The following is a 23,459-nucleotide window of genomic DNA, read 5'->3' on the forward strand; positions in this document are numbered from 1 at the left end:
CCCGCAGCCTTGCGGGCAGGCCGGCGTCCGCCGCGATCAGCGCCGCGTCGAGCAGCACCAGGTCGACGGCGCCGGCGGCCAGGGCGGCGGCGGCTTCGTCGCCCGAGCTCGCCGCGGCTGCGCTGCAGCCGATCTCGGCCGCCCGGGCGGCCAGGATCGTGCGTGCGCGCGCACTGGCGTGGGCCGCCAGCAGGCGCAGGCCTTCACGCGGCGCCCGCCGGGCCGCGGCGGCGGGCCGGTCGCTGCGGCCGAAAACCGCGTCGAAGGCGAACTCGCTGCCGCGTCCCGGGCTGCTGCGCACCGCGATGTCCCCGCCCATCGCCTGCACCAGCTGGCGGCTGATCGCCAGGCCCAGGCCGGTGCCGCCGTAGCGCCGCGTCGTCGAGGCGTCGACCTGGCTGAACGGCCGGAACAGGCGCTCCAGATCCTGCGGCGACAGGCCGATGCCTTCGTCGTGCACGACGAAACGCAGGCGCTGCAGGTGCGGGTCGGCGGCGTCCAGCGCCTCGACGCGCACGAGCACCTCGCCGCGTTCGCTGAACTTGACCGCGTTGCCGCACAGGTTGACCAGCACCTGCGACAGCCGCAGCGCGTCGCCGACCAGCCGCCGCGGCACCTGCTCGGACACGTCGAGCAGGAAGCCCAGGCCGCGGTCGTGCGCCTGCAGCGCGACGATGGCCGCGACGCCGTCGAGCACCGCGTCGAGCTCGAACTCGTCGTGCTCGAGCTCCAGCCGGCCGGCCTCGATCTTCGAGAAGTCGAGGATGACGTTGACGATGCCCAGCAGCGACTGCGCCGCGGCGCGGGTCTTCTCGAGGTAGTCGCGCTGGCGCGGGTCGAGTTCGGTGCGCAGCGCCAGCGCCGTCATGCCGAGGATCGCGTTCATCGGCGTGCGGATCTCGTGGCTCATGTTGGCCAGGAAGTCGCTCTTGGCGCGCGTCGCCGCCTCGGCGGCCTCGCGTGCGGCGACCAGCGTGCGTTCGGTCTCGCGCCGGGCGCTGACGTCGCGCAGCACCAGCTGCACGCGCGCCGGCGCGCCGGCGTCGGCGCGTGCGAAGACCGCGAAGCTGGCCTCGGTGGCCAGCGTGCCGCCGTCGGCGCGGCGCAGCGACAGGTCTTCGGCGGGCAGCGTGCCCGCCTGCGCCAGCCGCGCAGCGAGCGTGTCCCACGACGGTTCGGCGAGCCAGGCCGTGGCCGGCAGCCCGAGCGCCTGCGCTGGCCCTGCGGCGCCGAGCATCGCCGCCCAGGCCGGGTTGCAGACGACGATGCGGCCATCGGCGTCGACGACGCCGGCGCCGTCGGCCATGCGGCGCAGCACTTCGTCGAACTGCCGCGTCTGCAGCGCCAGCTGGTGCTGCAGGGCGCGCTGCAGGCCGGTGATGCCGTCGGCGAGTGCGTGCAGCTCGTTGGCCGGGCCCGGCGGCCGGGGCGCCGGTTCGCCCAGCCGGCTGAGGTCCAGCGCGCGCACGTGGGCGTGCAGCCGCTCCAGCGGCCGCGAGACGCTGCGCGCGACCAGCGCGTACACCAGCGCCGCGAGCAGCAGCATCTCGACCAGCGCCGCGGCCGCGAACTGGCGCGAGGCCTGCCAGACCTGGCCGTTCAGCCAGTCTTCGTCCAGGCGCAGCTCGAGCACCGCGACCGTGCCCTGGCCGTCCGGGGCCGGCAGCGGGTGGCGCAGCGTCTCGCCGGCGTGCACCGGGTTCGCGCCGGGCTTGGCGTAGCGTTCGTCGATGCCGCGCCCGCGCACCTCGGCCGACAGCAGCGCCGGAAAGCTGCGCAGCCCCTGCAGCTGCACCTGGACCGAGGCGTCGTCGAGTTCCCAGACCGCCTTGGCGAGCGCCGGCCCGTAGGCGCCGAGCACTGCCTGCACCTGCTCGCGCTGGCGGCCGCGTTCGTCGCGATGGCTGATCCAGGCGTTGGCCAGCGTCGCCAGCAGCACCAGCACGACGCTGGCCGCTGCTACGCGCAGCAGCAGTTCACGCGACAGGCGGCGCATCGCCGGCGGCATCGCGGCGGGCCGGCTCACAGCGCGTGGCGCACCACCGCGCCGATCCGGATCGACGGCTCCACCGGGTGGCCGGTGGCCAGCCGCTTCATCGCCCGGTAGGCGTAGCGGCCCATCTGCTCGTAGTCGACCGACACGTAGCCCTGCACCAGCCCGTCGGCCAGCAGGGCCTTCTGCCCGGCCGTGAGCGCGCCGGTGGCCGCGACGACGACACGCTGCCGGTCCTGCGCGGCCAGCGGCTGCACGGCGGCGCGGTAGGCGCCCGGGTCGGCGAAGGGCCAGGCGCCGAGCGCCACGACGGCGTCGGCGTCCTCGTCGCGGAACGCGGTGGCGAGCTGGCGCAGCGCACGCCGCGCGTCGTCGCCGTTGAACCACGGGCAGCGCGCGACCTCGCGCCAGCCGCGTTCGCCTGACAGGCGGGCGCCTTCGGCGAGTTTCGGGTCCTGCGCCAGCGTGCGCCGCAGCGCCGTCACGCGGGCGGCCGTGGCGGCGTCGTGCGAGTCGCCGGCGAGCAGGCAGAGCTGGCCGCCTGCCGGGCGGCGCGCGGCGACCAGGGCCGCGAGCTGGCGGCCGATGTCGGTGTTGTCGGCGCCGATGTGCACGCGGCGCAGCGCGCGCTGCGCCGGGTCGACGTCGGTCTCGAAGGTGACGACCGGCACGCCGCGTTCGGCCGCCAGCGCGAGGGCCGACTCGCCGAGATAACGCGAGTTGGTCACCGCGACGGCCAGGCCCGAGAGCCCGCGCTGCAGGCCGGCAACGATGGCCGCGTCCTGGGCGCGTGCGCGGGCCGGGCCGCGCACGCCGAGCGCGATGCAGCGGTCGCCCCAGGTCTGGGCCTCGGCGGCACAGCCGCGCCAGGCGGCGACGTAGTTGGGGTCGTCGGTGCTCTTGCCGGCCAGCCCGTAAACCTGCCCCTGGGCCTGGGCGCCCGCGGCCCACAGCAGCCCGATCAGGAACCGCCATGGCAAACGCATGCCTTGTCTTCGCCTTCCAGGCGGGGGCCGTCGGCTGCACCCGGGCGGGTGCACCGGACCGACAGGCGTCCCGTTCGGGACGATGATGCGCGGCTCGCGGCCGGCGTCAAGCGCCGTTACCGCGTCAGGACTTTGTCACGCGTCGGCCAGCGCCTCGGTGGCGACGAGCTGTTCGCGCAGCGCGTGGCGTGCGCGCCAGCCGGCGCCTTGCCACAGCGCCAGCGTGTCGTCCTCGAACGCCAGGATCGCGCTCGTGTCGTCGGGCCAGATCACGGCCGGCGAGCCGCCGGCGTCCAGCGTCGCGGCGCAGGCCTCCAGCGTGTCGACCGCCGCGGCGGTCATCACGCCGCGGCCGAGCAGCGCGTCGGCACGGTGCAGCGGCGTGTCCCAGCCGTGTTCGGCGCCGAGCGCGCACAGCGCCGGCAGGCGTTGGGCGACGCCGGGGGCCTCGGGTTGCTCGCCGCACATCGCGAGCAGTTCGCGCGGGCTGCGTCGGTCCCAGACCTCCCAGGCGGCCAGACCGCGGCGGTCTGCGACGCGCTCGACCAGGTCCTCGGCGTCGTAGGCGAACCAGGCGCGTGCCGTGCCGGCGGGCGGGCACTCGAGCACGTAGATCATTCGTCGACGCCCTGGCCGACGATGCTGCGCTGCCAGACGGCCTGGCGCAGGCGCTCGCGCACCGCGGCCTCGCTGCCGTCGAAGCCGTCCCGGGCGCGGCGCAGCGCGGCCTGCGCGACCGAGGCCTCGGCCAGCGTCAGCGCCAGCCGGCCGGCCATGTGGCTGGCGTCGGGGCACAGCGCGAGCACCGCGCTGCGGTTGGGGTGTTCTGAGAGGGGCACGAGCTCGTGCGCCTCGGGGCGGCCGTCCAGGCAGACGGCGCCGGCGATGACCTCGACGCGGCGGCCGTCGCGCGTGAGGCGCACGAGCACGGGGCTGTCGCGGTCGGGGTCGGTCATCGCGGGGTCTCCTCGTGAGGGCGGCGGGCCGGGGCGAACCGGCCCGCCGTGGCCGTCAGCGGATGATGTCGAACGAGATGTCGGTCTTGCCGGCGATGTTGGTGTTGGCGTCCAGCTTCTCGAAGTACTCGTCGAGCAGCATCGTCAGCAGCCGCATGCCGCCCTCGTAGCCCCAGGTGGGGTAACGGTGGTAGTGGTGGCGGTCGAAGATCGGGAACACCAGGCGCACCAGCGGTGTGCCGGCATCGCGCTCGAGGTACTTGCCGTAGGTGTTGCCGATCAGGAAGTCCACCGGCTCGGTGAACAGCAGGCTGCGCAGGTGCCAGAGGTCGCGCTTCGGGTAGACCTTGCAGTCCTGGCCGTAGGGCGAGGCGGCGAGCACCGCACGCACCTTCTCGGCCCAGTCCTCGTTGCCGTTGGTCGACAGCACGTGGGTCGGCTCGGCGCCCAGCTCGAGCAGGAACTTCGTGTAGCCGATGAGCTGGTCGGGATCACCGTAGAGCGCGTACTTCTTGCCGTGCAGATGGGCCTGGCTGTCGGCGATGGCGTCGACGAGCTGGCCGCGTTCGAGTTCCAGCTCGGCCGGCACCGGCTTGCCGGTCAGGCGGCTGATGGCCATCAGCAGCTCGTCGGTGCCGCCCACGCCCACCGGCGCGTTCAGCACGACGACCTCGTGGCCCTTCTCGCGCAGGTACTTGGCGGTCTTCTCGCAGCTGTATTCCTGGAAGACGATGGTCGCCTTGGCGTGCAGCGCACGCTCGACCTCGGCCTTGGTCGTGCCGCCGGAGAACATGCGGAACTCGCCGTCGGTCGGGGTGTTCCAGACTTCGGACGGGTCGCAGAGGATCGTCGCCTCGACGCCGAACAGCGCGAAGATGCGCTTGATCTCCTTCAGGTTGCCGACGACGAAACCGTCGAAGCCGCCGATGAAGTTGATGCTCTCGTCGGGCACGCGCTCCAGCGGCGCCGTGACGCCGGCCTTGCCTTCCCAGAAGTGCTGCAGCACGCCCAGCAGCGCGTTGTCGTAGCCGGTGACGTGGCTGCCGACGAAGGCCGGGGTGTGCGCGAACGGCACGTCGAAGTCGGCCGGGATGCTGCCCTTCTCCTTGGCCGTCTTGATGAACGCGTTCAGGTCGTCGCCGATGACTTCCGCCATGCAGGTCGTCGACACCGCGATCATGTCGGGCTTGTAGAGGTTGAAGCTGTTGGCCAGGCCGTCGACCATGTTGGTCAGGCCGCCGAAGACCGCGGCGTCCTCGGTCATCGACGAGCTGACGCAGGACGTCGGCTCCTTGAAGTGGCGGCTGAAGTGGCTGCGGTAGTAGGCGACGCAGCCCTGCGAGCCGTGCACGAACGGCAGCGTCCTGGCGAAGCCGTTGGCGACGAAGACGGCGCCCAGCGGCTGGCAGGCCTTGGCCGGGTTGACGGTCAGCGCTTCGCGGGCGAAGTTCTTCTCGCGGTATTCCGGCGTCTTGGTCCAGTTGCGGATCTCGTCGATCTTGACGTCGGCGTGCTTGTATTCGAAGTTCGCCTTCTTGTCGGCGAAGAGCTTCTGGTACTCCGGCTCGCGGAACAGCAGCTCGTGGTCGATGATCTTGTCGGCGTTTTGCGGCATGGTGTGCTCCTTGATGCGGTGGCGGGCTCAGGCCGCTTTCTTCCAGGGCGCGCCCTTGGCGAGACCCCAGACCGGCGAGCTGATCGCGATGTCCATGTCACGGGCGAAGATGGCGAAGCCGTCGTAGCCGTGGTAGGGGCCGGAGTAGTCCCAGCTGTGCATCTGCCGGAACGGCAGGCCCATCTTCTGGAAGACGTACTTCTCCTTGATGCCCGAGCCGATCAGGTCCGGCTGCACGCGCTCGACGAACTTCTCGAACTCGTAGCCCGTCACGTCGTCGTAGATCAGCGTGCCGTCCTTGATGTAGTGGGTGGTGCGCTGGTAGTCGTCGTTGTGGGCGAACTCGTAGCCGGTGCCGCAGATCTCCATGCCCAGGTCCTCGTAGGCCCCGATGACGTGGCGCGGACGCAGGCCGCCGACGTAGAGCATCACCTTCTTGCCGTCCAGGCGCGGCTTGTACTTGGCGATGACGGCGTCGACCATCGGCCGGTACTTGGCGATCACGCGCTCGGCGTTGGCCTTGATCGTGTCGTCGAAGTGGCTGGCGATCTCGCGCAGGCTCTTCTCGATCTGCGTCGGGCCGAAGAAGTTGTATTCGACCCAGGGCACGCCGTACTTCTCCTCCATGTGCCGGCTGATGTAGTTCATCGACCGGTAGCAGTGCAGGACGTTGAGCTTGGCCTTGGGCGTGTTCTCCAGCTCGGCGATCGTGCCGTCGCCGGACCACTGGGCGATGACGCGCAGGCCGATCTCCTCCAGCAGGATGCGGCTGGACCAGGCGTCGCCGCCGATGTTGTAGTCGCCGATGATCGCGACGTCGTAGGGCGTGGAGACGAACTCGGCGTACTTGCCCGGGTCGGTCTTGTCGAAGACCCAGTCGCGGATCGCGTCGTTGGCGATGTGGTGGCCCAGCGACTGGCTGACGCCGCGGAAGCCTTCGCAGCGCACCGGGATGATGGTCTTGCCGTCCATCTCCTTGCTCTTCTTCTTGCTGACGGCCTCGATGTCGTCGCCGATCAGGCCGATCGGGCACTCGCTCTGGATCGAGATGCCCTTGTTCAGCGGGAACAGCTCCTCGATCTCGTCGATGATCTTCTCGAGCTTCTTGTCGCCGCCGAAGACGATGTCCTTCTCCTGGAAGTCGGACGTGAACTGCATCGTGCCGAAGCTGTCGACCCCGGTGATGCCGACGTAGTAGTTGCGGCGCGAGGCCCAGGAGTACTGGCCGCAGCCCACCGGGCCGTGGCTGATGTGCACCATGTCCTTGATCGGGCCCCACACCACGCCCTTGGAGCCGGCGTAGGCGCAGCCGCGGATCGTCATCACGCCGGGCAGCGACTTGATGTTGGACTTCACCCCGCAGTCGGGACGGCCCTCTTCGTAGGCGTTCAGGTGCTTGGCGCGCTTCTTGGCCATCTTGTCCGGATAGGCCTTCAGCACTTCGTCGATCAAGGCCTTGTTGGCGGCCTTGCGCTCTTCAGCGGTCATGGTCATGGGTCGTTCTCCGTGGGCAGGGTGGGCGGCCCGGCACCGGGGCGTGCCCGGTGCCGCAGGGCCTGTATCAGGCCGCTGCTTGGGCCGCGGTCTTGCCGACGATGGACTCGTCTTCCTTGCTCATGATCCCGAACTCCATCAGCAGGTCTTCGAGCTCGTCCATCGTGATCGGGGTCGGGATGACGCCGTTGCCGGCGTTGGCGTGCACCTTGTTGGCCAGGGTGCGGTACTCCTGGGCCTGGGCGCAGTTCGGGTCGTACTCGACGACCGTCATGCGGCGCAGCTCGGCGTGCTGCACGACGTTGTTGCGCGGCACGAAGTGGATGAGCTTGGTGCCCAGGCGCTTGGCCAGCGCTTCGGCGAGCTCGTATTCCTTGTCGGTCTTGCGCTCGTTGCAGATCAGGCCGCCCAGGCGCACGCCGCCCGAGTTGGCGTACTTCAGGATGCCCTTGGAGATGTTGTTGGCCGCGTACATGGCCATCATCTCGCCGGACATGACGATGTAGATCTCCTGCGCCTTGTTCTCGCGGATCGGCATCGCGAAGCCGCCGCAGACCACGTCGCCCAGCACGTCGTAGCTGACGTAGTCGACGTCGTCATAGGCGCCGTTCTCCTCGAGGAAGTTGATCGAGGTGATGACGCCGCGGCCGGCGCAGCCGACGCCCGGTTCCGGGCCGCCGGACTCCACGCACTTGATGCCGCGGAAACCGATCTTGAGGACGTCCTCGAGTTCGAGGTCCTCCACCGAGCCGGCCTCGGCGGCCAGCGACAGCACCGTGTCCTGCGCCTTGGCGTGCAGGATCAGGCGGGTCGAGTCGGCCTTGGGGTCGCAGCCGACGATGAGGATCTTCTGGCCCATCTCGGCCAGCGCCGCGAGGGTGTTCTGCGAGGTGGTGGACTTGCCGATGCCACCCTTGCCGTAGAAGGCGATCTGCCGAAGCTTGCTCATGGGTTGAACTCCGTTAGGTAGTGAGCTTTGGGGTCGAGACGAATCAACGAGTGGCTGCGAAAGCCTGTTCGCGAATTCCTTGCCGCCTTCGACTGCTGGGTTTTCTTCTAGGAGGTGCCTTCGGGCCGGCGGGCATTGAAGCGCAGCCAGCGCATCGCAACCGCCGTGCCAACCTCGTGCAAATCGCCTAAGTGCTTGTCGTGAAAGGAAAAACATCTCGGTGGGCGGCTCTTCGTGGCTCCGGTGTCGAATGTCCGAAACACGACAAAGCCGGGACGCGCGTGGCATTCGTCGGGGGCGAAATGGCGCCCGCCGCGTGAGGTTCACGACGAAACCGGGCCTGCAATGGCGTGGTACGGGTGTTGCTGTCTTGTGGTCGATGTCCAGGCCGCCGTAGGCGGTGCCCACCGGTTCCCGTTCGACCTTTCCAATTGCGGAGATCCCGATGACCCTCTCGATCCAAGACACCGCTTTCGCCCGCCTCGAAGCCGAAGGCCGCCTCTTCAACAGCGTGCTGAAGGCGCCGACGCACAAGGCCGGCCGTTTCGGCTTTCGCGGTGACCTGGCGCTGAAGTTCCAGGCCAAGCTGGCCGACGAGGCGCGCCCGCCCGAGATCGCCTGCGAGCAGGTCATCGCCGCGGCCAACGCCGGCGAGACGCAGATCGGTTTCCTCTGCGGCTTCCTGCTGTCCTTCGAATACCTGAAGCTGCTGGCCGAGGTGCTGGGCGAGACGCTGTCGCCCCAGGGCAAGTACTTCCTGTTCTGCGACAACATTGACCTGTCCAAGCGCTACCAGGTCGAGTACGGCGGCGCCACCTTCTACGTGCTGCCGATCGACGAGGCCACGGTCTACAACGAGATGCTCGAGCTGCTGTACCTCGAGAAGACCGAGCTCAAGCGCCTGGACACCGCCGGCAAGACCGACGCCGTCACCGAACGTGCGCTGGCCTTCAAGGACAGCTTCCCGAAGATCAGCTACGAGGAAGGCCTGGCGCTGATGGGCCCGGTGCGCAACCCGTACGAGAACCGCCCGGTCTGAGCCTGCGTTCGGTGGCCGCCGCCGACGCCCACGACCCGCACCCCGAGCGCTGGTACACGACCAACCTGGTCGGCATCCCGGCGCCGGTGCTGGCCAGTCTCGCCTTCAACGCGCACCCGCAGCCGTTGCGCATCGCGGGTGCGCGCGAGACGCAGCCGGGGCTGTTCGCGCTGCTCGGCCGCTGCCCCGACGCCGAGCAGGCGCGCGAGGTCTTCCAGCACTACATGAGCCTGGGCTTCGGCCTCGGCACGCCGGCGGCCGACGCCGGCGAGGCCGAGCGCCGCCGCTGGCGCACCAGCTACCTGAAGCTGATGCAGGGCTGGGTGCTGGACAGCAACAGTCCGGCCGGCGCGGTGCTGAAGGGCTGGGTCGAGAGCCGCTTCGGGCTGGCGCCCACCTACCACCGCGAGGCGCTGGCGCGCTACCCGTCGCCGGCCTGGATGCGCTACCTCGAGGAGAAGGCCGGCAGCCGCTTCCACAACAACTGCATCTGGCAGCAACTGGACCTGGTGTTCGAGTACTGCCAGTGGATGCTGGCGCGCTTCGAGCTGATGGGCGCCGGCCCCCACGTCACGCTGTGGCGCGGCAGTTCCAACGTCGAGGAGCAGATCGTCGCCGGCTCGCTGCGCGAGCGCCGCTGCACCGTGCGGCTGAACAACATCGTCTCGTTCACACGTTCGCGCGAGCAGGCCGGCTGCTTCGGCGACTGGGTGTTCGAGGCGCGGGTGCCCTTGTGCAAGCTGCTGCTGGCACCCGGCGTGCTGAGCACACGCTCGCTGCAGGCCGAAGGCGAGGTGCTGGCCATCGGCGGCCTCTACGAGCTGAAGGTGAGTTATGAGTGAGGACCTGGCCGGGCGCATCGCCGCGGCCGGCGGCCTTGCCGCGGTGGCCGACCGTGCGCTCGGCGCCTACCTCGGGCTGGCGCTGGGCGACGCGCTGGGCGCGACGGTCGAGTTCATGACGCCGCGCGAGATCGTGCACCGCTGGGGCGTGCACCGGCGCATCGTCGGCGGCGGTTGGCTCAAGCTGAAACCCGGCGAAGTCACCGACGACACGACGATGAGCCTGGCGCTGGGCGCGGCGCTGCTGCGCGGGGCCGCCGAAGGCCGGCCCTGGGACACGCGGCTGGTCGCCGAGGCCTTCGTCGGCTGGCTGCGCTCCAGGCCGGTGGACTGCGGCAACACCTGCCGCCGCGGCATCCAGCGTTATCTGGCCGACGGTTCGCTCGAAGGCCCGTACAACGAAGGCGACGGCGGCAACGGCGCGGCGATGCGCAACCTTCCGGTGGCGCTGGCGACGCTGGGCGACGACGCCTTGTTCGAGCGTGTCTCGCTGGCCCAGGCGCGGGTCACCCACCACCACGCGCTGTCCGACGCCGCGACGCTGGCACTCGGCCGGCTGCTGCAGGGCCTGCTGCTCGGCGACCGCCCGGCGCAGAGCGCCGAACGCATCGCCGCGATCGTCGATGCGCACCCCAAGTTCCGCTTCACGCCCTACCGCGGCCGCGCCAGCGCCTACGTCGTCGACACGATGCAGACCGTGCTGCACTACTTCAGCACGCGTGAAGGCTTCGAGGACGCGCTGGTCGACTGCGTCAACCAGGGCGAGGACGCCGACACCAACGGCGCGCTGGTCGGCATGCTGGCCGGCGCACGCTGCGGCGCCAGCCGCTTGCCGCGCGAGTGGCTGACACGTCTGAAACCCGACATCCGCCACGCGGTCGTCGAACAGGCCAGCGCGCTCACGGCGCTGGCGCTGGACCCGCCGCGCTGACACGAGGACCGAACGATGGCCCACATCACCTTCTACGAGAAACCCGGCTGCGGCGGCAACGCCCGCCAGCGCGCCGCGCTGGAAGCCGCCGGCCACACGCTGGAGCGGCGCAACCTGCTGGCCGAGCCCTGGACACGCGAGACGCTGCTCGCCTTCCTGGCGCCGCTGCCGCCGGCGGCGTGGTTCAACCGCTCGGCGCCGCGCATCAAGAGCGGCGAACTCGACCCCGACGCGGTGAACGCCGAGGCCGCGCTGGCGCTGCTGCTGGCCGAGCCGCTGCTGATCCGCCGCCCGCTGCTGCGCCGCGAAGACGGCGCGACGCTGGTCGGCTTCGACACCGCCGAGGTGCACGCCTTCGTCGGCCTGCACGACGCACCGCCCGGCCGGCTGGACGTCTGTGTCTCGCCCAGTGGCCACTGCGCCAGCCCCGAATCCTGATCCTGGAGACCGCGATGCCGATCTACGAATACCGCTGCCCCGCCTGCAGCCACGAGTTTGAACTGCTGGTGCGCAGCAGCACCGTGCCGTCGTGCCCGCAATGCGGCGCCGGCGAACCCGAACGCCTGGTGTCGCGCATCGCGCCGCACGGCCAGACCGCCGGCAAGCTGGCGCTGGCGCGCCGGGCGGCGGCGAAGGAAGGGCACTTCAGCCACTACAGCGCGGGGGAGAGGGCGAAGGTGTTGAAGTGAAGAGGCGGTGGACGCGGGACCGCTGTGCTCGCGGACGGTGAGAAGACAGGCGGGAGGGCTGTCTCCCGATGGGAACGTGCTTCGGAATAACAGAAACATGTCACCTGGTGCGCCATCCGGACCAACGGTTTCTGATTTGCCGAAACTGTGGTGGATGAGCGGCCGCAGGATCGCTAAGATTTCGGAGTAGCAGAAATTCCGTCACGGAGGCCCGCTCGCCGGGCCTCCCAACTGGAACTCCGAAATGACCGACACCTCCAGCCGCAGCCCGACCCTGCTGAACTCGGCTCCCGAGCTGGGCCCGGTCGTGCGCGAGCGCCGCAAGTCGCAGTCGCTGCGCATCGACGATGCCGCCGGTCTGTTGGGCGTCTCGGTGGACCTGATGTCCCGGCTCGAGAACGGCCAAGGCTCGGTGCGCCTGGACAAGGCGCTGGCCGTGCTCGACGGTCTGGGCATGGCGCTGATGGTGCTGCCCAAGGAGCACCCCTGGGCCCGGGAGGCGGCCAGCCACAGCCCGTCCGCGCCCGCCCGCGACAGCAAACCGTGAGGCCGTCAGCATGACCCACGCACTGCACGTCTGGGCGGACGAGACCCGGGTGGCCACTGTCGAACACGAGGGACGCGACGACCGCTGGCGCCTGAGTTATGCCGAGCCTTGGGTCGCCGACGCCCGGTCCTACCCGCTGTCTCCGGCACTGCCGTTGACGCGTCCACCGGCCGACTACCCGTCGGCGTCCATCAAACGTTTCATCGAGCACCTGTTGCCCGAAGGCCGGGCGCTGGACGTGGCGGTCGCCTACAACGGCCTGGCCAGGACCAACGTCTTCGGTCTCATCTGGGCCCTGGGCGCCGAGACGGCGGGCGCGCTGCGCTTCACGGGCGACGCCGCGGCGGCGCAGGCGGGTGAAGCCGTGCTGCGAGAGGTCTCCCGGCCGGAACTCGACCGGCGCATCGCCGAGCGCGAGCACGTGCCGCTGACGGTGTGGGACGGCAAGGTCCGCATGTCGGTGGCCGGCCTGCAGGACAAGCTGCTGGTCTATCTCGACCGGCCGCTCGACGACGGCGGACGGCTCTTCCTGGTGGATGGGCAGCGCCTGGCCTCGACGCACATCCTCAAGCCCGACACCGGCAACCCGAAGACGCCGCACCTGGCGGTCAATGAACACTTCTGCATGTCGCTGGCCCGACGCATGGGCCTGCCGGCGGCCGAGGTCGGGCTGCTGCGCACGCCCCGGCCGGTGCTGGTGGTGCGGCGCTTCGACCGCGAGCTCGACAACGCCGGCGGCCAGCCCCGGGTCCGGCGCCGGCACATCATCGACGCCTGCCAGGCCTGCGACCTGCCGGTCGCCTACAAGTACGAGCGCAACCTGGGCAGTGCCGAGGCGGTGCGCCACATCCGCGACGGCGTCAGCTTCGAGCGCCTGTTCGGCTGCGCCGAGCTCACGGCCAACAAGGCGGCCGCCCGGCTGGCGATGCTGCGTTGGGCGCTGTTCCAGTTCCTGATCGGCAACAGCGACGCCCACGGCAAGAACTTCTCGTTCTTCGTGCGCCCGGGCGGCCTGCTGGAACCGACGCCCTGGTACGACCTGGTGAGCGTGCTGCAGTACGACGGGCTCGACACCGAGCTGGCCATGGCCTACGGCGATGTCTTCAGTCACGCCGAGCTGTCGCCCTTCGCGTTGGCGGACTTCGCCACACGCTGCGGCATCGACCGCAAGCTGATGCGCCGGGAAGGCCAGCGGCTGGCCAGGCTGGCCGAAGCCGCGGCGGCCGCCCAGGCTGAAGACGCCGCCTACGAAGGCGAGGCCGAGCGTGCCTTCGTCCAGCGCATCGCCGGCTTCGTGGTGGAACAGGCCCGGCGGCTCACGCAGCTGGTGGCGGACGCCGCGGTCTTGAAGGACGAGTACCTCTGAGCGCCGCAAGGAGGCGCCTCGCAGCTGACGAAAAGCTCCGCCTCAATACCCGGCCTCGAACCACACCGGCTCGCGCCGCCGCAGCTCCGCCAGCAGCCCCATCGTCTGCGGCACCAGCGCGCTGACGGCGTACCAGACGGCTTCGCGGCGCGGCTCGCGGCCTTCGCGCAGCGCTGCGTGCAGCGCCTGCCAGCCGGCCCAGTCGGCCAGCGCCAGCTTGTCGCGCAGCACCGGCGTCAGGTTGCCCAGCGTGTGCGCCATCGTCAGCAGTTGCGCCTCGACGGCGGCCAGCGTGCGCGGGCTGGCGAAGAGCTCGTCTTCGCCCTGCATCGCCCGCGTCAGGTCGCCGACCGCGGCGCCGGCGTCCATCACGATGGCGTACAGCGCCTGGTGGTACACGGCTCAGGCCGGCTGCGGCAGGCCGGTCAGCGCCTCGGCCACCTCGGCCAGCGGCAGCGCGATGCGCACGATGCCCTGCTCGTCCAGGAAACGCTGCTCCATGCGCGTCGGCGTCTCGGGCAGCACGGCGTAGTGCGGCCCGGCGCTGCGCTTCATCACCTGGCGCGCGAAGGCGCGCGGCAGCTGGTCGTCGAAGCGGCAGCCGAGGAAGACGAAACCCAGCGCCGCGCGGCGCTGCTGCACGACGGCCGGGATCGGCGTCTGGATGTCGATCTCGGTCAGCACCTCGACGAAGTCGGAGTCCGAGATCAGGTAGTTCGACGCCGGCGAGCGTCCGCCCCAGGGTTTGTAGAACACGGTGCGCGCTTCCTGCGGCGCGTCGGTGGCGTGGCCGTCGGCGCCGTACCAGCCGGTCCAGGTGCCGAAGTGTTCGCTCTGCGACAGGCCCTGCACCTCGGCCCAGTCGTCGCGGGCGGAGAGCGCGCGGCGCAGCGTGTCGTCGTACCAGCAGTCGACGATCAGCGGCGCCGGCAGCGCCGCCAGCCAGCGGTGCAGCGCCGACGGCGCGGCCGGCGCGGCGAAGGCCTGGTCCATCGTGTTGACCAGCGTCTTGCGGTGCTTGAAGTTCTCGATGAACTGCGCCGCGGCGGTGAGCCGGTTGCGGATCTTGGCCGGCACCGAGACGCGCGCGGTGAGCAGCGCCGCCAGCGCCAGCGCGTCGGCCGGCGGCCGCGGGCCGTCGCACAGCGCCAGCAGCCCGGGGCCGAGATAGGGGCACAGCGTGCCGGCGGCCAGGCCGGCGGCGACGGCCTCGGGCAGCGTGTCGATCGTCGTGTGACTCATCGCGGTTCTCCGGTTCAGCGCCGTGCGGCGACGAAGACGGCGGCGGCCTGCGCCGGGTCGGCGGTGACCTGCCAGCAGTGGCCGTCGGAAGCGCCGAGAAACAGCGCGCAGCGTTCGCCGGCGGCGGCCGGCGTCTCGTCGCGCAGGTCGACGGCGTCGACGACGACGACACGCAGCGGCGCCAGGCGCTCGCGCAGCCGCGTGGCGGCGGCCCGCAGGTCGGGCGCCGCCTCGGCCAGCGCCAGCGCGTCGGCGAGCGTGGCGGCGTCCATCAGTCCTCCGCCAGCTTCTTGGCTTCGACGGTGATCGGCAGCGTCGTCGTCTCGGCCATCTCGGGCAGCGACAGCACCCAGCCGTTGGCCAGCGTCACGGTGCCGCCCCACAGGCCCGGCTTCTCCTGCGCGACCACGGGCTCCTCCAGGTCCTTCTTCGGCACGTAGGCCGAGAGCACCCCGGCGGAATTGCGGCGCATCATCACTTTCATCGTCGGCTCCAGTCGTGGAATCGTGGATTCAGGGGCAGGCCGCCACGGCGGCGTCCTGCAGCAAGGGGGCGATGGCGGCGTGCACGGCGTCCAGTGCCTGCTGCACGTCGGCTTCGGTGCTGTCGCGGCCGAGCGAAAAACGCAGCGCGGCGCGCGCATGCAGTGCCGGTTCACCCATCGCCAGCAGCACGTGCGAAGGCTGCGTGCCGCCGGCGGCGCAGGCCGCGCCCGACGAGGCGACGACGCCGGCGCGCTCCAGCCGGCCGAGCACGATTTCGGCGTCCAGCGTGCCGAAACGCAGGCAGCAGGTGTTGACCACGCGCACGGCGCGGCGGCCGTAGACCTGCACGCCGGGCAGGGTGGCGCAGCCGGCTTCCAGCCGGTCGCGCAGCTCGGCGATGCGCGGCAGGTCGTCGGCCAGCGTTGCCGCGGCGCGGTCGCAGGCGGCGGCGAAGCCGGCGATGCCGGGCAGGTTCTCGGTGCCGCCGCGGCGGTGGCGCTCCTGGCGCCCGGGCAGCAGCGGCGCCAGCGCGAAGCCTTTGCGCACGACGAGTGCGCCGACGCCCTTGGGCCCGTGCAGCTTGTGCGCCGAGACGCTCAGCAGGTCGGCGCCCAGCGCGGCGAAGTCCAGCGCCGCCTTGCCGGCGAGCTGCGTCGCGTCGACGTGCAGCCGGGAGCCGGCGGCGTGCGCCAGCTCGGCGAGTTCGGCCACCGGCATGCGCACGCCGGTCTCGTTGTTGGCGCCCATCACGCTGACCAGCGCGGCGTCGGCGGCGATCGCCTCGCGCGCCGCGTCCAGGTCGACGCGGCCGTCGGCGTCGACCGGCAGGCGCGTCACCGGCACGCCTTCGGCCTCCAGCCGCGCGGCCAGCGCCATCAGGCCCGGGTGTTCGACGCTGCTCAGCACGAGGCGCTGGCGCCCGGTGCCGCGGGTCGCCGCCAGCGCGGCGTGCACGGCGCTGTGGTTGGCTTCGGTGGCGCCGCTGGTGAAGACCAGCTCCGCCGGCTGGCAGCCCAGGAACGCGGCGACGCGGGCGCGGGCGTCGGCCAGCAGCCGCCGCGCCTGCTGGCCGGGCTCGTGCGTCGACGAGGGGTTGGCCCAGGCGACTTCGAGCGCGTGCAGCATCGCCGCCACCGCTTCGGGCGCCGGCGCGGTGGTCGCGTTGTGGTCGAGGTAGACGCTCACGGCCAGAAGATCCGCGTCTCGTCGTGGCAGACCTGGGCCAGCGCGGCGTCCAGCGTCAGGCCCTCGCCGACCAGCGTCCAGCGGCTCTCGACGTGGTCGCGCGCGTGCAGCCGCCAGCGGCCGCTGGCGTCGGGCTCGAACCAGGCGATGGCGATCTCGCCGCCGTCGGGGTCGACATTGCGCGAGCAGTTGGCGCTGAGGATCTTCCAGCCCGCGCCTTCGGCCGCCAGGCGCGGGCGCACGTAGCGGTAGCGGCTGCGTGCGGCCAGCGCACGCTCGATGCGCGCCGCGTCCAGCGCGACGACGGCGGCCCGCGGGCCACGGTCGACGGGCGGGCGGCGCACGGCGGCGTTCATCCGCCGGCCCCGGCTTCTGTGGCCGGCACGATCTCCTCCTCGAGGCAGCCGAGCACGCACAGGCCGAAGTCGACCATGTACAGCGGCACGTTGGCCTCGGCGTGGTGGCCGACCTGGACGATCTCGCCCGGGCCGCCACGCACGATCAGCAACTGGTCTTCTTCGGCGTCGGGCACCGAGCCGTCGTTGTAGAGGTCGACGGCGGCCCGGACTTCCAGGCCCCAGGGGTAGCGCGGCAGGCGGGGGTCGAGCATCGTGGGTCCTCAGCGCAGGTCGTCGAGTTGGCCGGCGCGCTCGCCCAGCCGGGCCAGCACCTCGGGCGGCAGATGGTCGAGCGTGCACAGCTCCTTGGCGCGCATGCCGACCTGGCGGCCGCTGGCGACGAACTCGACGGTGTAGATGTAGTACTGCTGCAGGAAGCTGCCGATCGAGCGCACGTAGCCGACGTCGCCGCGTTCGACCAGCACGTCGCCGATGTCGCGGCCGCCGAAAGTGCCGTCGTTGCGCACCTTGATGCGGGCGGCGACGCGTTCGCCGATCTCGAAACGCGGCGGGCCCGCGAGTTCGACCTCGTCGTCGTCGCGCACGATGTCAGCCATGGCGGGGTCTCGGCGGCACGGTCTCGAGGGGTTCGGCCGTCATCGCCCGTCTCCCTAGACGCGGCTGATGCGGCGCAGCGAGTCCAGCGACACGCTGGCCTGCGCCGGCGGCGCCGCACCGGCGCTGGAGCAGCCGCAGGCGGCCTGCCTCGGGTCGTGGAAACGCAGGCCGCTGGAGGTCGGCGTGTCGGCGAAGTCGACCGTCACGCCGTCCAGCAGCGCGGCGCTGGCCGCGGGCAGGAAGACACGCAGGCCGTTGACGTCGAGCACGGCGTCGCCATCCTGCGGCGCGGCGTCGAGGCTGAAACTGCTCGACAGCCCCGAGCAGCCGCCCGGCGTCACCGTCAGCCGGAACCCGCCGGCCGGGTGCTCCGACAAGCGCAGCAATCGCCGCATGAACTTCTCGGCGGCGGGGGTGACGACGACGTTCGCCGCGCCCATCGTCAGACCTTCTTGATGCAGTTGTCGACGGGGCAGACGGCGATGCACTGCGGGGCGTCGAAGTGGCCTTCGCACTCGGTGCACTTGGCCGGATCGATGATGAAGCTGCCGCCCTTTTCGCGGATGGCGTTGTTCGGGCATTCGGCTTCGCAGGCCGAGCAGCCGGAGCACATGGAGGCGATGATCTTCAGGGCCATGGGGTTCTCCTCGTGGGGCAGGGAAGGGGACGGGATCAGGCCGCCGCGGTGCCGGTGAAGGCCCCCAGGCGCAGGCGCGCATCGCCGCGCGGCTGGTGGACGACGGCGCCGCTGGCGATGCGTTCGCGGTAGTCGGCGAACCAGGCCAGCGCGGCCTTCTCGATGAACTCGTGGGCGTAGCGGTCCACCGGCTCGATGCCGGCGCGTTGCAGCTCGTCGCGCGGGCAGGCGCCGATCTTGGCGACCAGCACCGCGTGGCAGTCGGCCAGCGCCTGGACTATGGACGGCAGCTGCTCGTCCTCGCCGTAGCCGCCCTGGCAGTACAGGTCGACGCGGCGGTGGCCGACGAAGCTCGCGGCGCCGGCGCCGACCTCGTAGATCTGGAACTCGGTGGCGTGGCCGAAGTGCTGGTTGACCCGGCCCTGGCTCTCGCTGGCCACGGCGACCAGCACCTTCAGCCCGTCGTCGGCGAGGCGCGTGTCGAAAGCCGCGGCCAGCGCGTCGACCTTGGCCTGGTGCTGGGCCTGGCGCTGCAGCTCGACCTGCTGCTGGTAGGCGCGGCGCTTGTCCAGGTCGTAGACGACGGCCAGGTCCTCGATCTTCTCGAGCGTGAACTCGTCGCTGCGGTCTTCGCCGAGCATGCCGACGGCGTCGGCGCGGCACTGGCGGCAGTGGCGCATCAGGTTGGCGCCGCCGGCGCAGGCGTCCTGCACGGCCTTCAGCTCCTGCGCCGTCGGGCCGCGCTGGCCGTTGAGGCCGTAGAAGGTGCCGTGCTCGGCCTCCGAGATCAGCGGCATGATGTTGTGCAGGAAGGCGCCGCGTGCCTTGACGGCCTTGTTCACCTCGATCAGGTGCTCGTCGTTGACGCCCGGGATCAGCACCGAGTTCACCTTCACCAGCACGCCGCGTGCGGTGAGCATCTCCAGGCCCAGCATCTGCCGCTCGTGCAGGATGCGCGCCGCTTCCAGGCCGGTGACGCGGCGGTGGTCATGGAAGATCCAGGGATAGATCTTCTCGCCCACGGCCGGGTCGACCATGTTGATCGTGATCGTGACGTGGTCGACGTTGTACTGGACGATCTCGTCGACCCAGTCGGGCAGCGCCAGGCCGTTGGTCGACAGGCAGAGCTTGATGTCCGGCGCGTGCTGCTGCAGCAGGCGCATGGTCTCGAAGGTCTTCTGCGGATTGGCCAGCGAGTCGCCGGGGCCGGCGATGCCCAGCACCGTCATCTGCGGGATCGCGCTGGCCACCGCCAGCACCTTCTTCACCGCCTGCTCGGGCGTCAGCTTCTGGCTGACGACGCCGGGGCGGCTCTCGTTGCTGCAGTCGTACTTGCGGTTGCAGTAGTGGCACTGGATGTTGCAGGCCGGGGCGACCGCGACGTGCATGCGCGCGAAGTGGTGGTGCGCTTCCTCGGAGTAGCAGGGATGGTTCTTGACCTTCTCCCAGATCTCCGCCGGCATGTCCTCGGGGCCGGCCGAGGAGCCGCAGCCGGACTTGCCGGCACCGCCGCTGCTGCTGCAGCCGCCAGCACTGGCGGGCGCGGCGTCGCCGAGGGCGGGCCGGCTGCGGCGCAGGTCACCGATCGAGATGAAGGCAGTGTGGCTCATGGCGGGCCCGTCGGTTGAGGACGAGCGCGCACTGCGAGAGCCGTGCCATGCCTCGATCCCTTATGGATCAAGGACTTGCGGAAGGTGTCGGGCGTCGGCCGGCTGTGCTCTTCGCGACAAAGCCGACAGCGGCCGGGGCGTTATTGGCGTGTTGGCGGGCTCGGCGTGTCTTCGCCGGCGTCGGGCGGCGCCTCGGCGGCGACGCGGTAGCTCTCGCTGGCCCAGGCCCCCAGGTCCAGGCTGCGGCAGCGTTCGCTGCAGAACGGGCGCCAGCGGTTCTGCGGCGAATACGGCGTCGGCGTCTTGCAGGCCGGGCAGGGGACGAGGCGGGCAGCGGTCACGGGGAAACGAAGGGGAGACAGGTCAGGCGCAGAGCGTCAGCTCGAAGTCGCGGTCTTCGGCGGCCAGGCGCAGCCGGCCGTCGGCGTCGGGGCGCATCAGGCGCACGCCGACCATCAGCCGGTGGCCGGTCATCTCGGGCACCAGGCCGTCGGCGGCGTCCAGGCGCACGCGCATCAGCTGGTAGGTGCGCCCGGCCGGCAGGCTCTGCTGGTACTGGCCGCCGGCGGCGACGACCCGCTGGGCCACGCCGCTGTCGCGCAGCAGCCCCAGCAGCACCTGCAGCGCCTCGGCCAGCGGCGACAGGGTCGCGATCCAGCCCATCAGGTCGGCGCGGCGCCTGGCCGGGTCGAGCTGCTGCCAGGCGTAGTACGAGGGCAGGTCGAACTCGCAGGTGCCGCCGGGGATGCCGATGCGGCTGCGGATGCCCATCAGCCAGTCGTTGCCCTGCAGCGCCTGGCCGGCCTTGCCCTGGAGCTGGTTGAGGCCGCTGAAGGCGGTGTCGATGCGGCCGACGATCTGGTCGAGCGCGGCCTCGGAGATGTGCGGGTTGCCGCGGTAGGACTGCAGCTGGGCGCGGTGGCGCTCCAGCTCCTTCAGCAGGTCGCTCTTCAGATCGGCGCGCGAGGCGACGTCCATGATCTCGAAGATCGTCGCCAGCGCGAAGTGGTGGTCCACCGGCGCGTCGCGCGCGACGAGCTGCCCGAGCCGGTCGAACAGGTGCTCGAGCCGCAGCATCGTGCGGATGCCCTCGTTGAACGGGTACTCGTACAGGACCAAAGTCGGCGCTCTTCGGGGGAATGCTCAGTGAGGACCATTGTTCCACAGCGCCCACAGCGCCCGGACCTCGGCGGCCAGTTCCCCGGGGGTGATCCCGTCATTGAAGATCACCGCGTCGGCGATGCGCCGGCGCGTGGCGCGGCTCGCCTGCTGGGCGATGACGCGGCGCACGGCGTCCTCGCTCCAGCCCGAGCGCCGTGTCACGCGCTCGACCTGGGTGGCTTCGCGGCAGTCGACGACGAGGATGCGCTGGCAGCGTGCGCGCCAGTGCGCCGACTCGGCGAGCAGCGGCACGTCGAACACCACCGGCGCGTCGCCGGCCGCGGCGGCGCGCGCCAGCGCCTCGGCGCCGATCATCGGGTGCAGCACGGCTTCGAGCCGGCGTTTCGCGCCGGGGTCGGCGAAGGCCAGCGCGCGCATGCGCTCGCGGTCCATCGCGCCGTCGGCGCCGACGATCTCCGGCCCGAAGGCCGCGGCCAGCGCCGGCAGCGCGGCGCCGCCGGGCGCGGTGAGTTCACGCGCGATCGCGTCGGTGTCGACGACGACGGCGCCGAGTTCGGCCAGCAGCGCGGCGACGGTGCTCTTGCCGCTGCCGATGCCGCCGGTCAGGCCAAAGCGGCGCGGCCGGGGCGTCAGGCCCAGCCGATCCACGAGAGCACGGTCTCGCGGCCGGCCAGCAGCACGACGAGGCCGCCGCCGGCCAGGAAGGGCCCGAAGGGCACGAAGCGGCCTTCGCGCAGCGAACCGGTGGCCTTCATGCCGAGGCCGACGACGGCGCCGATGACCGAGGCCATCAGCACGATCGGCACGATGGCCTGCCAGCCCAGCCAGGCGCCGAGCGCAGCGAGCAGCTTGAAGTCGCCGTAGCCCATGCCTTCCTTGCCGGTGGCGAGCTTGAACAGCCAGTAGACCGACCACAGCGACAGGTAGCCGACCGCCGCGCCGGCGATCGCGTCGGCCAGCGTCTGCCCCGGCAGCCAGCCCAGCGCGGCGGCGACGAGGCCGGCCCACAGCAGCGGCAGCGTCATCCCGTCGGGCAGCACCGTCGTGTCCCAGTCGATCAGCGCCAGCGCCAGCAGCACGGCGACGGCGCCGCACCACAGCAGCACCGCCGGCTGCGCGCCCAGGCGCCAGGCGACGAGGCCGAACAGCGCCGCGGTCGCCAGCTCGACCAGCGGGTAACGCACCGGGATGCGCGTCTTGCAGGCCGAGCAGCGGCCGCGCAAGGCCAGCCAGCTCACCAGCGGCACGTTCTCGTACCAGCGGATCGCATGGCCGCAGGACGGGCAGCGCGAGCGGGGCCGGACGATGCCCAGCGGCGCCAGTGCCTCCAGTTTCTTGTCCAGCCCCAGCCCGGCCTGCGCCAGCCCGGCCGGCGCGTCGGCGCCGAAGACGCGGCGGAACGAGTCGCGGTCGGTCAGCTGGCCGGCGACGTCGGCCCACCACTGGCGCTCCAGCATCAGCGGCACGCGGTGGATGACGACGTTGAGGAAGCTGCCGACGGCCAGCCCGAACAGGGCCAGCAGCCAGGGGCTCAACAGCAGGTCCAGCGGCAGCGCCGCGCTCCAGTCGGCGGGGATCAAACGACGGCGCCCAGCTTGAAGATCGGCAGGTACATCGAGACCACGATGCCGCCGATCAGCACGCCCAGGATGACGATGATGAAGGGCTCCATCAGGCTGGACAGGCCCTTGACCATGTCGTCGACCTCTTCCTCGTAGAACTCGGCGGCCTTGCCCAGCATGTGGTCGAGCGAGCCGGACTCCTCGCCGATGGCCGACATCTGCAGCACCATCGTCGGGAAGACCGAGGTCGCGGTCATCGAGGTCGTCAGCGCCGAGCCGGTGGAGACGTCCTTCTGGATCTGCTCGGTGGCCTGGGCGTAGACGGCGTTGCCGGAGGCGCCGCCGACGGAGTCGAGGGCCTCGACCAGCGGCACGCCGGCGGCGAACATCGTCGACAGCGTGCGTGTCCAGCGCGCGATGACCGACTTCTCGATCAGCGAGCCGAACACCGGAATGCGCAGCAGCAGCCGGTCCATGACCATCTGCATCTTCTCGGAGCGCTTCCAGGACTGGAAGAAGAAGTAGGCGCCGCCGAACAGGGTGCCGAAGATCACGTACCACCAGTTCACGAAGAACTCGGACAGCGCGATGACGAACAGCGTCGGCGCCGGCAGGTCGGCGCCGAAGGAGCGGAAGACCTCCTTGAACGCCGGGATCACCCAGATCATGATGACCGTCAGCACGACGAAGGCGACGACCATCACGGCGATCGGGTACATCAGCGCCGACTTGATCTTCTGCTTCAGCGCCATCGTCTTCTCCTGGTAGATGGCCAGGCGTTCGAGCAGGGCCTCCAGGATGCCGCCGGCCTCGCCGGCTTCGATCAGGTTGCAGTACAGCGAGTCGAAGTGCTGCGGGTGCTTGCGGAACGCGGCCGACAGGCTGGTGCCGGTCTCGACGTCGGAGCGGATGTCGTTGAGCAGCTTGGTCATGCGCGGGTTGGACGCCCCGCGCGCGACGATGTCGAAGGCCTGCAAGAGCGGCACGCCGGCCTTCATCATCGTCGCCAGCTGGCGCGTGAAGATCGCGATGTCCTTCTGCTTGATCGAGCGGCCGCCGCTGGTGCGGCGCTTCTTGACCTTGGTGACCAGGATGCCCTGACGGCGCAGGCTGGCGTTGACGACGGCCTCGCCGCCGGCGCGGATCTCGCCGCGCACCAGCTTGCCGTTCTTGTCCTTGCCCTCCCACTCGAAGATCTGTTCCTTGGCGGCGCTCTTGGCGCGCGCTGCGGATGCTGCTGTGGCCATGGGTGT

General features: G+C 71.1%; 30 protein-coding genes. 7 read left to right on the forward strand and 23 right to left on the reverse strand.

Annotated features, from left to right (window positions below; all coding sequences use genetic code 11):
* The 7 genes from RBXJA2T_RS11275 to nifH form a co-directional block, all read right to left on the reverse strand.
* Nucleotides 1-2,026 (reverse strand): hybrid sensor histidine kinase/response regulator (locus RBXJA2T_RS11275; protein ID WP_138938851.1); only part of this gene is annotated, 2,026 nt, incomplete at its 3' end.
* Nucleotides 2,023-2,979 (reverse strand): substrate-binding domain-containing protein, encoded by a 957-nt coding sequence (locus tag RBXJA2T_RS11280; RefSeq protein ID WP_009857501.1) that lies wholly within the window; start codon nucleotides 2,977-2,979, stop codon nucleotides 2,023-2,025. The genes RBXJA2T_RS11275 and RBXJA2T_RS11280, both read right to left, overlap by 4 nt.
* Before the next feature lie 135 nt (nucleotides 2,980-3,114).
* Nucleotides 3,115-3,597 carry a hypothetical protein gene (locus tag RBXJA2T_RS11285; protein ID WP_009857502.1) on the reverse strand — a complete coding sequence of 161 codons (483 nt, stop codon included), beginning with the start codon at nucleotides 3,595-3,597 and terminating at the stop codon, nucleotides 3,115-3,117.
* Nucleotides 3,594-3,935 (reverse strand): hypothetical protein, encoded by a 342-nt coding sequence (locus RBXJA2T_RS11290; protein ID WP_009857503.1) that lies wholly within the window; start codon nucleotides 3,933-3,935, stop codon nucleotides 3,594-3,596. The genes RBXJA2T_RS11285 and RBXJA2T_RS11290 overlap by 4 nt, the downstream gene beginning before the upstream one ends.
* 55 nt (nucleotides 3,936-3,990) lie before the next feature.
* Entirely contained in the window at nucleotides 3,991-5,550 is a 1,560-nt protein-coding gene (gene nifK, locus RBXJA2T_RS11295) for a nitrogenase molybdenum-iron protein subunit beta (RefSeq protein ID WP_009857504.1), read from the reverse strand.
* 27 nt (nucleotides 5,551-5,577) lie between these two features.
* Entirely contained in the window at nucleotides 5,578-7,044 is a 1,467-nt protein-coding gene (gene nifD, locus RBXJA2T_RS11300) for a nitrogenase molybdenum-iron protein alpha chain (protein ID WP_009857505.1), read from the reverse strand.
* 67 nt (nucleotides 7,045-7,111) lie between these two features.
* Nucleotides 7,112-7,993, reverse strand: coding sequence for a nitrogenase iron protein (nifH, locus tag RBXJA2T_RS11305; RefSeq protein ID WP_009857506.1), 882 nt, complete (start codon nucleotides 7,991-7,993; stop codon nucleotides 7,112-7,114).
* 445 nt (nucleotides 7,994-8,438) lie between these two features.
* On the opposite strand from nifH, the gene RBXJA2T_RS11310 reads away from it, so the two are divergent.
* The 7 genes from RBXJA2T_RS11310 (at nucleotide 8,439) to RBXJA2T_RS11340 (ending at nucleotide 13,407) form a co-directional block, all read left to right on the forward strand.
* The gene (locus tag RBXJA2T_RS11310) at nucleotides 8,439-9,032 is read left to right on the forward strand and encodes a hypothetical protein (RefSeq protein ID WP_009857507.1); all 594 of its coding nucleotides are present in this window, start codon (nucleotides 8,439-8,441) and stop codon (nucleotides 9,030-9,032) included.
* 11 nt (nucleotides 9,033-9,043) lie between these two features.
* Nucleotides 9,044-9,874 carry an NAD(+)--dinitrogen-reductase ADP-D-ribosyltransferase gene (locus tag RBXJA2T_RS11315; RefSeq protein ID WP_009857508.1) on the forward strand — a complete coding sequence of 277 codons (831 nt, stop codon included), beginning with the start codon at nucleotides 9,044-9,046 and terminating at the stop codon, nucleotides 9,872-9,874.
* Nucleotides 9,867-10,805 (forward strand): ADP-ribosyl-[dinitrogen reductase] hydrolase, encoded by a 939-nt coding sequence (draG, locus tag RBXJA2T_RS11320; RefSeq protein ID WP_009857509.1) that lies wholly within the window; start codon nucleotides 9,867-9,869, stop codon nucleotides 10,803-10,805. Before RBXJA2T_RS11315 ends, draG begins: the two co-directional genes overlap by 8 nt.
* A gap of 15 nt (nucleotides 10,806-10,820) precedes the next feature.
* Complete coding sequence (locus RBXJA2T_RS11325; protein WP_009857510.1) at nucleotides 10,821-11,243, forward strand: ArsC/Spx/MgsR family protein; 423 nt, start codon at nucleotides 10,821-10,823, stop codon at nucleotides 11,241-11,243.
* 14 nt (nucleotides 11,244-11,257) lie between these two features.
* Nucleotides 11,258-11,494, forward strand: a complete 237-nt coding sequence (locus tag RBXJA2T_RS11330; protein ID WP_009857511.1) for an FmdB family zinc ribbon protein — start codon at nucleotides 11,258-11,260, stop codon at nucleotides 11,492-11,494.
* 244 nt (nucleotides 11,495-11,738) lie between these two features.
* Complete coding sequence (locus RBXJA2T_RS11335) at nucleotides 11,739-12,041, forward strand: helix-turn-helix domain-containing protein (protein WP_009857512.1); 303 nt, start codon at nucleotides 11,739-11,741, stop codon at nucleotides 12,039-12,041.
* Nucleotides 12,042-12,051: 10 nt separating this feature from the next.
* Nucleotides 12,052-13,407: a HipA domain-containing protein gene (locus RBXJA2T_RS11340; protein WP_009857513.1), complete on the forward strand. Its 1,356-nt coding sequence runs from the start codon at nucleotides 12,052-12,054 to the stop codon at nucleotides 13,405-13,407.
* Nucleotides 13,408-13,449: 42 nt separating this feature from the next.
* On the opposite strand, the gene RBXJA2T_RS11345 is transcribed toward RBXJA2T_RS11340, so the two are convergent.
* From RBXJA2T_RS11345 to RBXJA2T_RS11420, 16 genes are all read right to left on the reverse strand, one after another.
* Nucleotides 13,450-13,806 carry a hypothetical protein gene (locus RBXJA2T_RS11345; RefSeq protein ID WP_009857514.1) on the reverse strand — a complete coding sequence of 119 codons (357 nt, stop codon included), beginning with the start codon at nucleotides 13,804-13,806 and terminating at the stop codon, nucleotides 13,450-13,452.
* Nucleotides 13,807-13,809: 3 nt separating this feature from the next.
* Nucleotides 13,810-14,649, reverse strand: coding sequence for an SIR2 family protein (locus RBXJA2T_RS11350; RefSeq protein WP_009857515.1), 840 nt, complete (start codon nucleotides 14,647-14,649; stop codon nucleotides 13,810-13,812).
* A gap of 14 nt (nucleotides 14,650-14,663) precedes the next feature.
* The gene (locus tag RBXJA2T_RS11355) at nucleotides 14,664-14,921 is read right to left on the reverse strand and encodes a hypothetical protein (protein WP_009857516.1); all 258 of its coding nucleotides are present in this window, start codon (nucleotides 14,919-14,921) and stop codon (nucleotides 14,664-14,666) included.
* A complete protein-coding gene (gene nifT / locus RBXJA2T_RS11360; protein WP_029718542.1) occupies nucleotides 14,921-15,133 on the reverse strand; it encodes a putative nitrogen fixation protein NifT in 213 nt (70 codons plus the stop codon). The genes RBXJA2T_RS11355 and nifT overlap by 1 nt, the downstream gene beginning before the upstream one ends.
* A 28-nt stretch (nucleotides 15,134-15,161) precedes the next feature.
* Complete coding sequence (locus RBXJA2T_RS11365; protein WP_009857518.1) at nucleotides 15,162-16,319, reverse strand: cysteine desulfurase family protein; 1,158 nt, start codon at nucleotides 16,317-16,319, stop codon at nucleotides 15,162-15,164.
* Complete coding sequence (locus RBXJA2T_RS11370; RefSeq protein ID WP_009857519.1) at nucleotides 16,316-16,675, reverse strand: DUF3024 domain-containing protein; 360 nt, start codon at nucleotides 16,673-16,675, stop codon at nucleotides 16,316-16,318. Before RBXJA2T_RS11370 ends, RBXJA2T_RS11365 begins: the two co-directional genes overlap by 4 nt.
* Nucleotides 16,672-16,929 carry a nitrogen fixation protein NifZ gene (locus tag RBXJA2T_RS11375; RefSeq protein WP_009857520.1) on the reverse strand — a complete coding sequence of 86 codons (258 nt, stop codon included), beginning with the start codon at nucleotides 16,927-16,929 and terminating at the stop codon, nucleotides 16,672-16,674. Before RBXJA2T_RS11375 ends, RBXJA2T_RS11370 begins: the two co-directional genes overlap by 4 nt.
* Before the next feature lie 9 nt (nucleotides 16,930-16,938).
* Nucleotides 16,939-17,274, reverse strand: coding sequence for a nitrogen fixation protein NifZ (locus RBXJA2T_RS11380; protein WP_009857521.1), 336 nt, complete (start codon nucleotides 17,272-17,274; stop codon nucleotides 16,939-16,941).
* Nucleotides 17,275-17,328: 54 nt separating this feature from the next.
* On the reverse strand, nucleotides 17,329-17,715 hold the full coding sequence (locus tag RBXJA2T_RS11385) for a HesB/IscA family protein (RefSeq protein WP_009857522.1): 387 nt from the start codon (nucleotides 17,713-17,715) through the stop codon (nucleotides 17,329-17,331).
* Nucleotides 17,716-17,717: 2 nt separating this feature from the next.
* Nucleotides 17,718-17,912: a 4Fe-4S binding protein gene (locus RBXJA2T_RS11390; protein WP_009857523.1), complete on the reverse strand. Its 195-nt coding sequence runs from the start codon at nucleotides 17,910-17,912 to the stop codon at nucleotides 17,718-17,720.
* Between the two features lie 35 nt (nucleotides 17,913-17,947).
* Nucleotides 17,948-19,522: a nitrogenase cofactor biosynthesis protein NifB gene (gene nifB, locus RBXJA2T_RS11395; protein ID WP_009857524.1), complete on the reverse strand. Its 1,575-nt coding sequence runs from the start codon at nucleotides 19,520-19,522 to the stop codon at nucleotides 17,948-17,950.
* A 140-nt stretch (nucleotides 19,523-19,662) separates the two neighbouring features.
* Nucleotides 19,663-19,863 carry a DNA gyrase inhibitor YacG gene (locus RBXJA2T_RS11400; RefSeq protein WP_009857525.1) on the reverse strand — a complete coding sequence of 67 codons (201 nt, stop codon included), beginning with the start codon at nucleotides 19,861-19,863 and terminating at the stop codon, nucleotides 19,663-19,665.
* A gap of 22 nt (nucleotides 19,864-19,885) precedes the next feature.
* On the reverse strand, nucleotides 19,886-20,641 hold the full coding sequence (gene zapD / locus RBXJA2T_RS11405; protein ID WP_009857526.1) for a cell division protein ZapD: 756 nt from the start codon (nucleotides 20,639-20,641) through the stop codon (nucleotides 19,886-19,888).
* Nucleotides 20,642-20,665: 24 nt separating this feature from the next.
* Nucleotides 20,666-21,292, reverse strand: coding sequence for a dephospho-CoA kinase (gene coaE, locus RBXJA2T_RS11410; RefSeq protein ID WP_009857527.1), 627 nt, complete (start codon nucleotides 21,290-21,292; stop codon nucleotides 20,666-20,668).
* Nucleotides 21,274-22,224, reverse strand: coding sequence for a prepilin peptidase (locus RBXJA2T_RS11415; RefSeq protein WP_009857528.1), 951 nt, complete (start codon nucleotides 22,222-22,224; stop codon nucleotides 21,274-21,276). Before RBXJA2T_RS11415 ends, coaE begins: the two co-directional genes overlap by 19 nt.
* Nucleotides 22,221-23,453: a type II secretion system F family protein gene (locus tag RBXJA2T_RS11420; protein ID WP_009857529.1), complete on the reverse strand. Its 1,233-nt coding sequence runs from the start codon at nucleotides 23,451-23,453 to the stop codon at nucleotides 22,221-22,223. Before RBXJA2T_RS11420 ends, RBXJA2T_RS11415 begins: the two co-directional genes overlap by 4 nt.
* Nucleotides 23,454-23,459: the final 6 nt, after the last annotated feature.

Source organism: Rubrivivax benzoatilyticus JA2 = ATCC BAA-35, assembly GCF_000190375.1.
Taxonomy (GTDB): domain Bacteria; phylum Pseudomonadota; class Gammaproteobacteria; order Burkholderiales; family Burkholderiaceae_C; genus Rubrivivax; species Rubrivivax benzoatilyticus.

Coding starts and splice junctions, on each gene's coding strand:
- RBXJA2T_RS11340 (WP_009857513.1), top strand. CDS start 12,052: ATGACCCACGCACTGCACGTCTGGGCGGACGAGACCCGGGTGGCCACT.
- RBXJA2T_RS11350 (WP_009857515.1), bottom strand. CDS start 14,649: ATGAGTCACACGACGATCGACACGCTGCCCGAGGCCGTCGCCGCCGGC.
- RBXJA2T_RS11325 (WP_009857510.1), top strand. CDS start 10,821: ATGGCCCACATCACCTTCTACGAGAAACCCGGCTGCGGCGGCAACGCC.
- RBXJA2T_RS11290 (WP_009857503.1), bottom strand. CDS start 3,935: ATGACCGACCCCGACCGCGACAGCCCCGTGCTCGTGCGCCTCACGCGC.
- RBXJA2T_RS11355 (WP_009857516.1), bottom strand. CDS start 14,921: ATGGACGCCGCCACGCTCGCCGACGCGCTGGCGCTGGCCGAGGCGGCG.
- RBXJA2T_RS11335 (WP_009857512.1), top strand. CDS start 11,739: ATGACCGACACCTCCAGCCGCAGCCCGACCCTGCTGAACTCGGCTCCC.
- nifK (WP_009857504.1), bottom strand. CDS start 5,550: ATGCCGCAAAACGCCGACAAGATCATCGACCACGAGCTGCTGTTCCGC.
- RBXJA2T_RS11280 (WP_009857501.1), bottom strand. CDS start 2,979: ATGCGTTTGCCATGGCGGTTCCTGATCGGGCTGCTGTGGGCCGCGGGC.
- RBXJA2T_RS11375 (WP_009857520.1), bottom strand. CDS start 16,929: ATGCTCGACCCCCGCCTGCCGCGCTACCCCTGGGGCCTGGAAGTCCGG.
- RBXJA2T_RS11310 (WP_009857507.1), top strand. CDS start 8,439: ATGACCCTCTCGATCCAAGACACCGCTTTCGCCCGCCTCGAAGCCGAA.
- RBXJA2T_RS11420 (WP_009857529.1), bottom strand. CDS start 23,453: ATGGCCACAGCAGCATCCGCAGCGCGCGCCAAGAGCGCCGCCAAGGAA.
- RBXJA2T_RS11390 (WP_009857523.1), bottom strand. CDS start 17,912: ATGGCCCTGAAGATCATCGCCTCCATGTGCTCCGGCTGCTCGGCCTGC.
- RBXJA2T_RS11385 (WP_009857522.1), bottom strand. CDS start 17,715: ATGGGCGCGGCGAACGTCGTCGTCACCCCCGCCGCCGAGAAGTTCATG.
- nifH (WP_009857506.1), bottom strand. CDS start 7,993: ATGAGCAAGCTTCGGCAGATCGCCTTCTACGGCAAGGGTGGCATCGGC.
- nifB (WP_009857524.1), bottom strand. CDS start 19,522: ATGAGCCACACTGCCTTCATCTCGATCGGTGACCTGCGCCGCAGCCGG.
- draG (WP_009857509.1), top strand. CDS start 9,867: ATGAGTGAGGACCTGGCCGGGCGCATCGCCGCGGCCGGCGGCCTTGCC.
- RBXJA2T_RS11285 (WP_009857502.1), bottom strand. CDS start 3,597: ATGATCTACGTGCTCGAGTGCCCGCCCGCCGGCACGGCACGCGCCTGG.
- RBXJA2T_RS11370 (WP_009857519.1), bottom strand. CDS start 16,675: ATGAACGCCGCCGTGCGCCGCCCGCCCGTCGACCGTGGCCCGCGGGCC.
- RBXJA2T_RS11330 (WP_009857511.1), top strand. CDS start 11,258: ATGCCGATCTACGAATACCGCTGCCCCGCCTGCAGCCACGAGTTTGAA.
- nifT (WP_029718542.1), bottom strand. CDS start 15,133: ATGAAAGTGATGATGCGCCGCAATTCCGCCGGGGTGCTCTCGGCCTAC.
- RBXJA2T_RS11380 (WP_009857521.1), bottom strand. CDS start 17,274: ATGGCTGACATCGTGCGCGACGACGACGAGGTCGAACTCGCGGGCCCG.
- nifD (WP_009857505.1), bottom strand. CDS start 7,044: ATGACCATGACCGCTGAAGAGCGCAAGGCCGCCAACAAGGCCTTGATC.